Source organism: Cupriavidus taiwanensis LMG 19424, from assembly GCF_000069785.1.
Classification (GTDB): Bacteria; Pseudomonadota; Gammaproteobacteria; order Burkholderiales; family Burkholderiaceae; genus Cupriavidus; species Cupriavidus taiwanensis.
Genome location: NC_010530.1, coordinates 1,596,808 through 1,609,557 on the forward strand (window position 1 = coordinate 1,596,808; position 12,750 = coordinate 1,609,557).

11 protein-coding genes are annotated in these 12,750 nt (G+C 67.1%); 6 read left to right on the plus strand and 5 right to left on the minus strand.

Translation table 11 applies throughout. The features are described 5' to 3' along the window. Positions 1 to 5 precede the first annotated feature (5 nt). Positions 6 to 338, plus strand: coding sequence for a DUF2917 domain-containing protein (locus tag RALTA_RS22775; RefSeq protein ID WP_012356298.1), 333 nt, complete (start codon positions 6 to 8; stop codon positions 336 to 338). A 99-nt stretch (positions 339 to 437) separates the two neighbouring features. Here the strand turns inward: RALTA_RS22775 and aliA are convergent, their stop codons facing one another. From aliA to badH, 4 genes are read right to left on the minus strand one after another with little or no spacing between them, the layout of a single operon-like run. Beyond that, complete coding sequence (gene aliA, locus RALTA_RS22780) at positions 438 to 2,087, minus strand: cyclohexanecarboxylate-CoA ligase (RefSeq protein WP_012356299.1); 1,650 nt, start codon at positions 2,085 to 2,087, stop codon at positions 438 to 440. A 51-nt stretch (positions 2,088 to 2,138) separates the two neighbouring features. After that, positions 2,139 to 3,290 carry a cyclohexanecarboxyl-CoA dehydrogenase gene (aliB, locus tag RALTA_RS22785; protein WP_012356300.1) on the minus strand — a complete coding sequence of 384 codons (1,152 nt, stop codon included), beginning with the start codon at positions 3,288 to 3,290 and terminating at the stop codon, positions 2,139 to 2,141. A gap of 21 nt (positions 3,291 to 3,311) precedes the next feature. Next, a complete protein-coding gene (badI, locus tag RALTA_RS22790) occupies positions 3,312 to 4,094 on the minus strand; it encodes a 2-ketocyclohexanecarboxyl-CoA hydrolase (protein WP_012356301.1) in 783 nt (260 codons plus the stop codon). A 33-nt stretch (positions 4,095 to 4,127) separates the two neighbouring features. Continuing rightward, the gene (gene badH, locus RALTA_RS22795; RefSeq protein ID WP_041232580.1) at positions 4,128 to 4,895 is read right to left on the minus strand and encodes a 2-hydroxycyclohexanecarboxyl-CoA dehydrogenase; all 768 of its coding nucleotides are present in this window, start codon (positions 4,893 to 4,895) and stop codon (positions 4,128 to 4,130) included. Between the two features lie 139 nt (positions 4,896 to 5,034). On the opposite strand from badH, the gene RALTA_RS22800 reads away from it, so the two are divergent. The 5 genes from RALTA_RS22800 to RALTA_RS22820 all read left to right on the plus strand — a co-directional run bounded on the left by RALTA_RS22800 (position 5,035) and on the right by RALTA_RS22820 (position 9,874). Next, positions 5,035 to 5,556: a MarR family winged helix-turn-helix transcriptional regulator gene (locus RALTA_RS22800; protein ID WP_012356303.1), complete on the plus strand. Its 522-nt coding sequence runs from the start codon at positions 5,035 to 5,037 to the stop codon at positions 5,554 to 5,556. 242 nt (positions 5,557 to 5,798) lie between these two features. After that, on the plus strand, positions 5,799 to 6,092 hold the full coding sequence (locus RALTA_RS22805; protein ID WP_012356304.1) for a GYD domain-containing protein: 294 nt from the start codon (positions 5,799 to 5,801) through the stop codon (positions 6,090 to 6,092). 177 nt (positions 6,093 to 6,269) lie between these two features. After that, complete coding sequence (locus tag RALTA_RS22810) at positions 6,270 to 6,494, plus strand: DUF2188 domain-containing protein (protein WP_012356305.1); 225 nt, start codon at positions 6,270 to 6,272, stop codon at positions 6,492 to 6,494. A 69-nt stretch (positions 6,495 to 6,563) separates the two neighbouring features. Then, the gene (locus RALTA_RS22815) at positions 6,564 to 7,610 is read left to right on the plus strand and encodes an AI-2E family transporter (protein WP_012356306.1); all 1,047 of its coding nucleotides are present in this window, start codon (positions 6,564 to 6,566) and stop codon (positions 7,608 to 7,610) included. Positions 7,611 to 7,774: 164 nt separating this feature from the next. After that, on the plus strand, positions 7,775 to 9,874 hold the full coding sequence (locus RALTA_RS22820) for a TonB-dependent siderophore receptor (RefSeq protein WP_012356307.1): 2,100 nt from the start codon (positions 7,775 to 7,777) through the stop codon (positions 9,872 to 9,874). Between the two features lie 50 nt (positions 9,875 to 9,924). Here RALTA_RS22820 and fdhF read toward each other — a convergent pair whose 3' ends face one another. Beyond that, positions 9,925 to 12,747 (minus strand): formate dehydrogenase subunit alpha, encoded by a 2,823-nt coding sequence (gene fdhF / locus RALTA_RS22825; RefSeq protein WP_012356308.1) that lies wholly within the window; start codon positions 12,745 to 12,747, stop codon positions 9,925 to 9,927. Positions 12,748 to 12,750: the final 3 nt, after the last annotated feature.

Genomic DNA, 12,750 nt, shown 5'->3' on the forward strand with positions numbered 1-12,750 from the left:
CCATCATGTACCTGGTCAGTAACGACATGACCGCCACCCTGCCCGCCCGCAGCTCGCTGCGGCTGGTCGCCGGGCCTGGCGAACAGGTTGCGGTGCGCTGCACCGCTGGCGAACTGTGGCTGATCCGCGATGGCGATCCCAAGGACACGGCGCTGACGGCAAGCGAATGCTTCACCTTGTCCGACGCCGGCCATGTCGAGTTGTATGCGATCACCGCCGCCTCGCTGCACGTGACCCGCCGCAAGTCCGTCGCCCATCACGCCCGCGGCGCATGGCGGCACCGGCTGTGGCGCTGGCTGGCCCCGCGCAGACACGGCTATCCCGGTGCAGGCCGTTGACGCACCCCGCCCACCACTACTTTCCGCCACCACCCTTGGTGGCTTGCCGCGCCCGCGCGTTGGCGGGCGCGTTCGGGTCATGGCGGTTAATTGCGCAATTTAGATAAAGCCCGCATCGCCCACCAGCATCTCGCGCAGCCGGAACTTCTGGATCTTGCCGGCGGGCGTGGCTGGCAGCGCATCCCGCACCACCAGTTTCTCGGGAATGTATTGCAGCGCCATCTTCTGCTGTTTGAGCCAGTCGACCATGCCGTCCAGGTCGATGGACTGCCCCGCCCGCGGCACCACGAAGGCGCACGCACGCTCGCCGAGGCGCGCATCGGGATAGGCCACGATCGCCACCTGCGCCACCGCGGGATGCCGGTACAGCAGGGTCTCGATCTCCAGCACGGGAATGTTCTCGCCGCCGCGGATGATCACGTCCTTGCTGCGGCCGGCGATGCGAAGGTAACCGTCCGCGTCCAGCCGGGCCAGGTCGCCGGTGTCGAACCAGCCGTCGGCATCGGTGCCGTTCAGCTGCGGGCGCTTCAGGTAGCCGCCGAAGTTGGAGCAGGCGCGCACCAGCAGCCGGCCGGTTTCGCCGACGGGCACGTCCGTGTCGGTGCCATCGACCACCCGGATCGCCACGCCGGGCAGCGGGCAACCGTCGGTGGTCGACGCGCGTTCGTCGCTGTCTTCCGGCAGCGTCGTGGTGACCGCGCCGTTCTCGGTCATGCCCCACGCGGATACGATCTTCGCGCCCAGCGCCTGCCGTGCCTGCTCGACCAGCGCGCCCGGAATCGGTGCGCCCGCGCACAGGAAGATCCGCAGGCTCGGCACCGGCACACCGGAGTCGGCCACCACGCGCGCCAGGTCGGTCAGGAATGGCGTGGAACCCATGGTAAAGGTCACACCCTCGTCGCGGATCAGCGCGGCGGCGCGGACCGGGTCCCAGATGTCCTGCAGCACCGCATGCGCGCCCAGCATCACCGGCATCATCAGGCCGTACATGAAGCCGGTCTGGTGTGCCATCGGCGATGCCATCAGCACCACGTCGTCGCCGCCGAGATGCAGCCGGCCGGCATAGGCAACGATGTTGGAGAACAGCGTGTTCGCGGTATGCATCACGCCCTTGGGCTCGCCTGTGGTGCCGGAGGTGTAGATCAGCTGCGTGACGTCGTCCGGACCGGTGCGGCTGCGCTGCAGGATGGCAGCGGCATCGGCGCCGTCTTCCCAGTGCGGGCCGCTCAGCAGCGCCTCGAAGCTGTCGTCGCCATCGCCATCGACCACGACGACATGACGCAGCGCGGGCAACGCATCGCGCAAACCCCGCAGCATCTGCGCATGGTCGAAGCCGCGGAACAGCTTCGGCACCACCACCACCTTGCTTTGCGCGTGCGCCAGCATGAACGACAGCTCGCGCTCGCGGAAGATCGGCATCACCGGGTTGAGCACCGCGCCCAGGCGCGCGCAGGCCAGGTACAGCACGCTCAGGTGCCAGCCGTTGGGCAGCTGGCATGAGACCACGTCGCCGGCCGCGATGCCGAGGCGGGAAAGACCCACCGCCACGCGGTCGGCCATGCGCGCGAGTTCCCGCCGGGTGAAGCGCGTCACGTGCTGACGGTCGATGCTGAGCGCTGTCAGCGCGGGCGCGTCGGGCCGGTCACGCACGCAGGCGGCAAGATAGTCGTGGATGGTACGGTCCTGCCAGTGCCCGGCGGCAATGCTGGCGGCACGGCGCGGCGCGATCAATACGGCGTCGAAATCCATGGCGGTCTCCTCGTTGTTGTGTGCTGCCAGTCGGTGCGTCGGGCGCGCGCGTCAGGCCGGTACCGCTTCGCGCCCCGCGCGGGTGCGCGCGATGATGGTCTTCATGATCTGCGCGGTGCCGTCGCCGATCTGGAAGCCGAGCACGTCGCGCAGGCGCTGCTCCATCACGCCGCGGTCATAGCCGCCGTGGCCGAACGACAGCAGGCACTGGTGCACCACGTCGTACGCCAGCTTGGGCGCCCACCACTTGCACATCGCGGCTTCGGCGGTATGCGGCAGGCCGCGGTCCTTCAGCCACAGCGTCTGCAGGCACAGCAGGCGCGCGCCCTGCACCTGGGTCTCGAAGTCGGCCAGCGGGTGCGACACGCCCTGGAACGCCGACAGCGGCTTGCCGAAGGCCTGGCGCCCGGCCACGTACTCCCAGGTCTCGTCCAGCGCCGCCTGTGCCACGGCCAGCACCTGCAGGCCGATCAGCGCGCGCGAGAAATCGAAACCCTGCATCACCTGCACGAAGCCTTCGCCCTCCTTGCCGAGCAGATGGCTGGCCGGCACGCGCACGTTCTCGAAGAAGATCGAGCCGCGCCCGATGGCGCGCTGGCCATGGCAGTCGAAGCGGTTGCGCGTAATGCCGGGCAGGTCCATCGGCACCAGCAGCGCCGACACGCCGCGCGCGCCCGCCTCGACCGAACCGCTGCGCGCGAACACCACCGCGGCATCGGCCTGGTCTGCGGCGGAGATCGAAGTCTTCTCGCCGTTGAGCACATAGTGGTCGCCATCGCGCTCCATGCGCAGGCGCAGGCTGGCCGCGTCCGAGCCGCCGCGCGGCTCGGTCAGCGCGATCGCCAGCAGCGCTTCGCCGCGCGTCAGGCGCTGCAGCCACGGGCCGGCGATCTCCGGCCGCGCGTGGTGCGCCAGGATCTGCCCGTTCAGCGAGGCCAGCAGGTTGATGTACGACAGGCTCAGGTCGGCGCGCGCCACCGCTTCGTGGATCACGCCTGCCGCGAGCGAGCCCATGCCCTGCCCGCCGTAGTGTTCCGGCAACTCGGGCGCAATAAAGCCCATCTCGCCCATCTCGCGCATCAGCGCGCGGTCGAGCACGCGGGTACGGTCTCGCTCCAGGTAGCCGGATGCGACACGGGCGTCGGCAAAGCGACGGGCATGTTCGGCCAGCGCCGACAGGTCTTCGTCAAGGTAGGGATTCATGGCTGTCTCCGCTGGCTCCTTTCACTTCGCGTACTTGCGGAAGTCCGGCTTGCGCTTTTCCTGGAAGGCACGCACGCCCTCGCGCGATTCCTCCGTGTCGTAGTAGAGCTTGAGCGCATACATGCCCATGCCGGCGATGCCGCCCTGGTGTGCGGTGTCCATGTTGAACGAGCGCTTGGCAATGGCGATCGCGGTCGGGCTCTTGTCCAGGATCTCGTCGCACCACTTCTGCACTTCGGCGTCGAGCTGCTCGTGCGGCACCACGGCGTTGACCAGCCCCATCGCCAGCGCCTCGGCGGCGGGATAGCGGCGGCACAGGTACCAGATTTCGCGCGCCTTCTTCTCGCCGACCACGCGAGCCAGGAACGCAGTGCCATAGCCGGGATCCACCGAGCCGACCCGCGGGCCGACCTGGCCGAACACGGCCTTGTCCGAAGCGATGGTGAAATCGCAGATCGTGCACAGCACGTTGCCGCCGCCGATGGCATAGCCCTGCACGCGCGCGATCACCGGCTTGGGCACGTCGCGGATGGCGTTGTGCAGTTCTTCCATCGGCAGCCCGATGGTGCCGCGGCCGTCGTACTGGCCTTCGTGCGCGGACTGGTCGCCGCCGGTGCAGAAGGCCTTCTCGCCGGCGCCGGCCAGCACGATGGCGCCGATCTCGCGGTCATAGCCTGCGCGGTTGATGGCGTGGATCAGTTCGTCGCAGGTGCGGCCGCGGAAGGCGTTCATCTTTTCCGGGCGGTTGATGATGATCCAGGCCGCGCCGTTGCGCACCTCATAGCGGATATCTTCGTATTGCATGGTCGTCTCCGTTGTCAGTTGGATGGCTTGCGCTCAGCCGTTCATGGTCAGGCCGCCCGACACGCTCAATACCTGGCCGGTGATGAAGGCCGCATCGTCGCCGGCGAAGAACAGCACCGCGCCGGGCAGGTCGTCGGGCTGGCCGATGCGGCCCAGCGGGATCGAGCGGGTGAAGGCTTCCACCAGCTTCTCGGGGTTGCCCGCGCCCTGCTTGTAGTCTTCGAACAGCGCGGTCTCGGTCGGCCCCGGGCACACCACGTTCACGGTGATGCCGTGGCGCGCATGCTCGCGCGCGATGGTCTTGGAGAACGACACCAGCCCGCCCTTGCACGCGGCATACACCGCTTCGCCGGAAGACCCCACGCGGGCGGCATCCGAAGCGATATTGACGATGCGCCCGCGCTTGCGCGCCACCATGCCGGGCAGCACCGCGTGGTGCATATGCAGTGCGCCGGTCAGGTTGATGGCGATCAGCCGCTCCCACTGCGCCGGCTCGGTCTTGACGAACGGACGGAACACGTCCCAGCCGGCGTTGTTGACGAGCACGTCGACAGGGCCCAGTCCCTGCTCCACCGCCGCGACTGCCGCATCGACGCTGGAGCGATCGGTGATGTCGCAGCGCACCGCCAACGCGCGGCCGCCGGCATCGCGGATCTGCGCCGCCACGCGCTCGCCCGCCTCCGGATTCAAATCGAGCACGCCCACCGCCGCGCCCGCACGCGCAAAGCGCAAACAGGTTGCGCCGCCGATACCGCCACCACCGCCGGTCACGATGACCGCCTTGCCTTCGAGTCCTTGCACAGCCGTTCTCCTTTCAGGGTTCCGGTGCTATCGTGCCGGCGGTGTCGCCGCCACATGCACCTTTATTTACGTCAATATATTGACGTATACTAGGCGCGACAGACAGCGCGCGCAAGGCCGCTATCCTTTGGAAATGACTATGGTTAACCCGGAAAACGGAGACGAACTCCCTACCACTGCGCGCATGGAACTGGCCAACCGGCTGTTCTTCCGCCTGTACCAATGCGCAAATATGTTGCATAAAACGGGCTCGCGCGCCGTCGAAGCGGAAGGCCTGACGACACAGCAATGGGCCGTGCTGGGTGCGCTGTCGCGGCCACAAGCCGCTGATGGCATGAGCGTCGGCGACCTGGCACGCTACCTGATGGTGAGCCGCCAGAACCTGTCCGGGCTGGTCAGCCGGATGGAACGGGACGGCCACGTCACGCTGGCGCCAGACGGGCGCGATCGCCGCTCGCGGCTGGTGCGGATGAGCGAGCCGGGCCGCGAGGTATGGCTGCACCAGGCGCAGCCGAAGATCCGGCAGTACTACGAGCAGGCGCTGGACGGGTTCTCCACCAACGACCTGACGCACACGCTGCATTACCTGCTGAAATTGCTGGACAACATGCGCGCGCTCGATACGCCGGAAGGCAGCGACAGCGGGCCGGCACAGGACTGAGGCGAGCCTGCTGTATCAGAACTGATACACAGCGCGCTGCGGCGCGATGGCATGCACCGCGGCACCTGCCGCAGCGCGGCGCGCCACGCCGGCTGGCGCGCGATATGCGTCGGTGTGGGGTTGCTCAGGGGGCCCCAGGCGCTGCGCCGGGACGCCCTGAACCACTGCCCCGGCTTGCTGCGACCGGTCGCGTGCGCGCAGCCGGGACGGCGTTCGATCGATCCTTTACCGGAGATCCCGCCATGACCCGCTATATCGTGCTAGCCAGTTTCACCGACCAGGGCATCCGCGCCGTCAAGGACACCACCAAGCGCGCCGCCGCGGTGCGCGAGATGGGGGCGCGCTTTGGGGTGCAGATGAAAGACATCTACTGGACCCTGGGCAAATACGACATCGTGCTGACCGTCGAGGCGCAGGATGACGCCAGCATGACCGCATTCGGCCTCGCGGTCGGCGCGCTGGGCAACGTGCGCACGCAAACGCTGCGCGCCTTCAACGTCGACGAGATGCAAGGGATTATCGACAAGATGCGCTGAGCGGCGCGGCACTCTGTCCTTGTCATGAAGAACGCCCGCCATGGCGCCTGGCGGGCGTTGCCGCCGCCGGATGGCTGTGCCTTCTTTCCGGATATCCGACGGCCTTGTCAGACGGCGTCCGATACCTCGGCAACGGCACAGCGCTGACACTCTTACTGCCAACTTCCGGAGAGCGCCATGCCTGGCAAGAATATCCATGTCGTGCCGACCCATAACGGCTGGGCCGTCGAAGCGGAAGGCCGCTCCGGCAACCAGCAGCGATTCACGTCGCTGGATCATGCGATCGCTACCGGCATGGAAAAAGCCAGGCGTGCAAAGGTCGAGCTGCTGATCCATGGAAAAGATCACCAGATCATGGAGCGCAACGCCTTCGGCAACGCTCCCGCTGACGCCGACGGGTAATGGAAGGGAAAACCTCGTGCAGGGCATCATCGGCATCGTGCCTGGACGACTCTATTCGCGGACTACCCGATGCGCAATTTGAAAGGTTTTTACATCCTTCTGGTCGCCGTCACCATTGCGTTTATCTGGATACTGCTGCCCTTCTACAGCGCGATCCTGTGGGGCACCATCCTGGCCATCCTGTTTCACCCCATGCACCGCAAGCTGACGGTGCGATTCGGCAACCGCGAAAATCTCGCCGCGCTGGCTACGCTGCTGGTCTGCGTGCTGATGGCCATTATTCCGGTGTTCCTGATGATTGCCACGCTCGCGCAGGAAGCGGCCTTTGCCTACCAGCAGATCCGGACCGGCAAATGGGACTTCGGGCAATACTTCCAGACCGCCGTGCAGGCCCTGCCGGCTTCGGTCGAAGCCTGGCTGAATGAGATGGGACTCGCCGACGTAGCCGGGTTGCAGGCAAAGCTGACCGAAGGTGCTGCCCGCATCAGCCAGTTCATGGCGGCCCAGGCCGTAGCCATCGGCCAGAACACGCTGCAGTTCGCCGTCGGCCTCGGCGTCATGCTGTACCTGGTGTTTTTCCTGCTGCGCGACGGCGCGATGATTTCCCATCGCTTCCGCGAGGCCATGCCGCTGAGCGACGCGCACACGCGCCGGCTGGTCGGCCGCTTCACCACCGTGGTCCGCGCCACGGTCAAGGGCAACGTGGTGGTGGCGGCGGTGCAGGGGATACTGGGCGGCCTGGCGTTCCTGCTGCTGGGCATCAATGGCGCGCTGCTGTGGGGCACGCTGATGGCGTTCCTGTCGCTGCTGCCGGCGGTTGGCGCCGCGCTGGTCTGGGGCCCTGCCGCGATTTATTTCCTGCTGGCCGGCCCGGCCTGGAAGGGTATCGCGCTGATCGCCATCGGTACCCTGGTGATTGGCGCGGTCGACAACGTGCTGCGCCCGATTCTCGTCGGCAAGGACACCAAGCTGCCGGACTGGGTCGTGCTGATCTCCACCCTGGGCGGCATGTCCGTGTTCGGCATCAACGGCTTCGTGATAGGTCCGCTGATTGCCGCGCTGTTTATGTCCTGCTGGCATATGTCGGTGATCGAGGATCGCGACGACACCATGTGAGCGCGGCCGCGCTGCCATTTCGCGATTCGGCATTTTGCCATTTCGCCATTTCGCCGGTATTCCGCATGTTGACGAAGCAACCGTGCCTGCGTCGATAAAATCCTAGGAACAAGAATTATTCTCATTTATTATTCGGCCTTTCTTTGCTTTCGCACCGGGCCGTCATGCTTTTCCGCCGTCTTGCCATCCCTGCAGCCGCTAGTTCCCTGCTGCTGCCAGCCGTTGCCTCCCACGCCGCCGAAGACGTTGCCACGCTGCCATCCGTGACGGTGAGTGCCGCCGGTGACGGACAGGCCGACATCGGTTTCGCCACGCGGCGCGCCGCTGGCGTGACCAAGTCGGGGGAATCGGCGGCCGACGCCGCGCAATCGATCACCGTGATCACGCGCGACCTGCTCGACAGCCAGCAGGCACAAAACCTCAGCGACGCGCTGCAGAATTCCGCCGGCGTGGTCACCAATACCTTCGGCCGGCGCGGCTGGGACGACTTCATCATCCGCGGCCAGCGCGCCTCGGAATCGATCTTTGCCGACGGGCTGCTGGTCGACAGCAACAACCGCGTGGCGCAGCAGTTGTTCGGCGTGGAGCGCGTGGAAGTCCTCAAGGGGCCGGCCTCGATCCTGTTCGGCGCGGTACAGCCCGGCGGCCTGGTCAACATGGTCAGCAAGCGCCCGCGCGCGGAACTGTTCGGCGAACTGGGCCTCACCGTCGGCAACTACGGCTTCCGGCAGATGACGGTCGACGTGGGCGCGCCGCTGGCCAGGGACAGCAAGGCGGCGTTCCGCCTGAACGGGCTGGTGATGAACAGCGACGATCCGACCGACTTTGTCTGGTATCGCAACCGCTGGCTCGCGCCGTCGCTGACGCTGGACCTTGGCGCGCGCACCGACTTCACCATCCTGGCCAGCCACAACCAGCGCAACTACGTGCGCCAGCAGGGCCTGCCCGTGAACGGCACGCTGGTGCCGAACCGCAATGGCGTGGTGCCGGCCAACCGCTTTATCGGCGAACCCAATGCGCCGTCCTATGACGGCGAGCAGAACCGCATCGGCTACGCGCTGACGCATCGCTTCGACTCCGGCTGGACCCTGAACCAGAACCTGCGCTACCAGACCTCGTCGCTGACCGGCACGCTGGTATCGGCCGGCACCATGGCCCTCAACAGCCAGTCGATGAACCGCAGCGGCACGCAGCAGAGCTTTTCCGGCGATTCGTTCGGCGTCGACACCAACGTGCAGCGTACCTTTGCGTTCACCGGGCATGCCCACAGCGTGACCTTCGGCGTCGACTACCGACACACCAAGGAAGACCGCCTGCAGAAGACCTGCCGCGTCGCGGCGCTGAACGTCTACAACCCGGTCTACGGCGCCAGCATCAACTGCCCGTCCGCCTATAGCCTGGATGCGACCGATACCCTGGATGCGCTGGGGCTTTACCTGCGCGACCAGGTCCGCGTGGGGGAGCGCTGGACCGTGACCGGCGGCGTGCGCTACGAATCCGCGCGGACGGGCACAACGGACCGGCTGGCGTCGTCGCGTACCGACAATGACAGCAACGCCGTCACCGGCAGCGCGGGCGTGATGTACGACCTGACGCACTGGGCGCGGCCGTACGCAAGCTTCGCCACGTCGTTCCTGCCGAATGCCGGCACCGATGCCAGCGGCGCGACCTTCAAGCCCGAGAAGGGCCGCCAGTACGAGGTAGGCGTCAAGTTCGACATGCCGGGCAAGACCGGCCTGCTGACGCTGGCCGCGTTCGACCTGACGCGCGCCAATGTGCTCAGCAGCGATCCGGTCAATACCGGTTTCAGCGTGGCCGTCGGCGAACAGCGCTCGCGCGGGCTGGAACTTGAGCTGACGCAGGATCTCGGCAATGGCCTGAGCGTGTCGGCGGCCTATGCCTATATCGCCAGCGAAGTCACCGAGGACACCACCGCCGCCAACGTCGGCAAGCCGCTGAACAGCGTCCCGCGGCACAGCTTTTCGGTCTGGAGCCAGTATCGCCTGCGTGGCGCGCTGGCCGGCTGGTACGTCGGCGCCGGCGTGCGGGGCGAGAGCGCCAAGCGCGGCTACAGCTTCAACTACACCGTGCCGGGCTATGCCGTCGCCGATCTTGCCGTCGGCTACGTGGCCTCGCACTGGCGTGCGGCATTCAACGTCAAGAACGTGTTCGACAAGATGTACTACGCAGGCGGCCTGAACAACAACGTGCTGCCAGTCGGCAATCCGCGCGTCGCCATGCTTAACGTGACGATGAATTATTGAGGCTCAGGTGGTGTCCCGCCTGCGATGCGAAACACCACCGGTCCTTGCGGCTAGGCTGAAGCGGGCTCAAGGATCTGCCCGCCGCCATAGCTGGACTGCACCGGCACCTCGCCGCCCACCGTCATCCTGATCGCGCAATACTTGAACTCGGGAATCTTGCCGAACGGGTCCAGCGCCGCGTTGGTCAGCTTGTTGATCGCCGCCTCGTAGTAGCAGAACGGCACGAACACGGCGCCGCGCGGCGTGCCGGCATCGGCGCGCGCATAAAGCGTGACCTCGCCGCGCCGCGACGACAGCGTGACCACGCCGCCGGGCGTGCCGCCGAGCGCGTCGAGGTCCAGCGGATGCACCAGCGCCACCGGATCGGGTTCGATCGCGTCCAGCACGCCGGCGCGGCGCGTCATGCTGCCGGTATGCCAGTGCTCGAGCTGGCGCCCGGTAATCAGCACCATCGGGTAGTCGGCGTCGGGCCGCTCCGCCGCCGGAATGATATCGGCGGGCACGAAGCGTCCCCGGCCCGTCGCGGTCGGGAAGCTGTCGGTGAAGATCACCGGCTCGCCCGGATCGCCCTCTTCCTTGCACGGATACGTCACCGCGTGTTCGCGTTCCAGCCGCTCCCAGGTCACGCCGCCGATGCTCGGCATCGCCTGCCGCATCTCGTTGAACACGTCCTCGACGCTGTCGTAGTGCCAGTCCAGCCCGAGCTGCGCCGCCATCTGCTGGATGATCCACAGGTCCTGCCGCGCCTGCCCCGGCGGATTCAGCGCCTGCCGGCCGAGCTGCACGGTGCGGTCGGTGTTGGTGAAGGTGCCGGTCTTTTCGGGGAAGGCCGAGGCTGGCAGCACTACGTCCGCCAGGTACGCCGTCTCGGTCAGGAAGATGTCCTGCACCACCAGGTGGTCGAGCGACGCCAGCGCCTCGCGCGCATGCTCGGCGTCGGGGTCGGACATCGCCGGGTTCTCGCCCATGATGTACATGCCGCGCACCTCGCCGCGCTCGATCGCCTGCATCACCTCGACCACGGTCAGGCCCGGCTGGCGGTCCAGCGGCATGCCCCACAGCGCCTCGAAGCTGGCGATCGCCAGCGGATCGTCGACGCGCCGGTAGTCCGGGTACATCATCGGGATCAGCCCCGCGTCGGAAGCGCCCTGCACGTTGTTCTGGCCGCGCAGCGGATGCAGGCCGGTGCCGGGGCGGCCGATCTGCCCGGTCATCAGCGCCAGCGCGATCAGGCAGCGTGCATTGTCGGTGCCGTGCACGTGCTGCGAAACCCCCATGCCCCAAAGGATCATCGAAGCCTTCGAGGCGGCATAGACGCGCGCGACCTCGCGGATGGTCTCGGCGTCGATGCCGCAGATCGGCGCCATCAGCTCGGGGCTGTACGCGGCCACGTTGCGCTGCAGTTCGTCGAAGCCGATGGTGCGGCTGTCGATGAAGTCCTGGTCGACCAGCCCTTCGTTGACGATGACATGCATCATCGCGTTGAGCAGCGCCACGTCGGCATCGGGCTTGAACTGCAGGAAGCGCCAGGCAAAGCGCGCCAAGTCCGAGCGGCGCGGATCGGCCACGATCAGCTTGGTGCCGTTCTTTACGGCGTTCTTGATCCAGCTGGCCGCCACCGGATGGTTCACCGTCGGGTTGGCGCCGATCACGATCACCACTTCGGCCTTGTCGACATCCATCACCGGATTGGACACCGCGCCCGAGCCGATCCCTTCCAGCAGCGCCGCCACCGACGAGGCATGGCACAGCCGCGTGCAGTGGTCGACGTTGTTGCTGCCGAAGCCGGTGCGCACCAGCTTCTGGAACAGGTAGGCCTCTTCATTGCTGCCCTTGGCCGAGCCAAACCCGGCCAGCGCGCGCTTGCCATGGGTGTCGCGGATCTGCGCGAGCTTGCCGCCGGCCAGCGCCAGCGCCTCTTCCCAGCTGGCTTCGCGGAACACCTCCATCACATGGTCGGGATCCATGACGAAATCGCCCTGCTTCGGCACGCCGTCGCGGCGCACCAGCGGCACCGTCAGCCGCTGCGGATGCTGGACGTAGTCGAAGCCGTAGCGGCCTTTCACACACAGGCGCCGGTGGTTGGCCGGGCCATCGCGCCCTTCGACGAACAGGATGCGGTTGTCCTTGACGTTGTAGGTCAGCTGGCAGCCGACGCCGCAGTACGGACACACCGATTCCACCTGCTTGTCCGGCACCGCCAGCGCGGCATCGCGCGCGGGCATCAGCGCGCCGGTCGGGCAGGCCTGCACGCATTCGCCGCAGGCGACGCAAGTCGAGGCGCCCATCGGGTCGTCCATGTCGAACACGATGCGCGCATCGTCGCCACGCAGCGCCAGGCCAATCACGTCGTTGACCTGTTCGTCGCGGCAGGCCCGCAGGCAGCGCGTGCACTGGATGCAGGCATCCAGGTTGACCGCGATGGCCGGGTGCGACAGGTCTGCCGAGACGCGCTCGCGCGGGGCGAAGCGGGGCTTGCCGACTTCCAGCCTGGCGGCCCATTGGTCAAGCTCGTTGTTGCGCGTGTACTCCGCTTCCGGCATGTCCGACTGCAGCAACTCCAGCACGGTGCGCTGGGCGCGGCGGGCGCGCTCCGATTCGGTCTGCACCTGCATGCCTGCGGCGGGATAGCGGCAGCAGGACGGCGCCAGCACGCGCTCGCCCTGGATTTCGACCATGCAGGCGCGGCAATTGCCGGCGGGCTCGAGGCCGTCCTTGTAGCACAGGTGCGGCACGTCGAAGCCCTCGCGCTGTGCCACCTTCAGCAGGCTTTCGCCCGGCTCTGCGCTCACTTCGCGGCCGTTGAGGGTGAAGGTGACGGCGGGCTCGGCGGATTCGACTAGCGCGCGTTCGGCGCGGGTCAGTGCATTCATGTC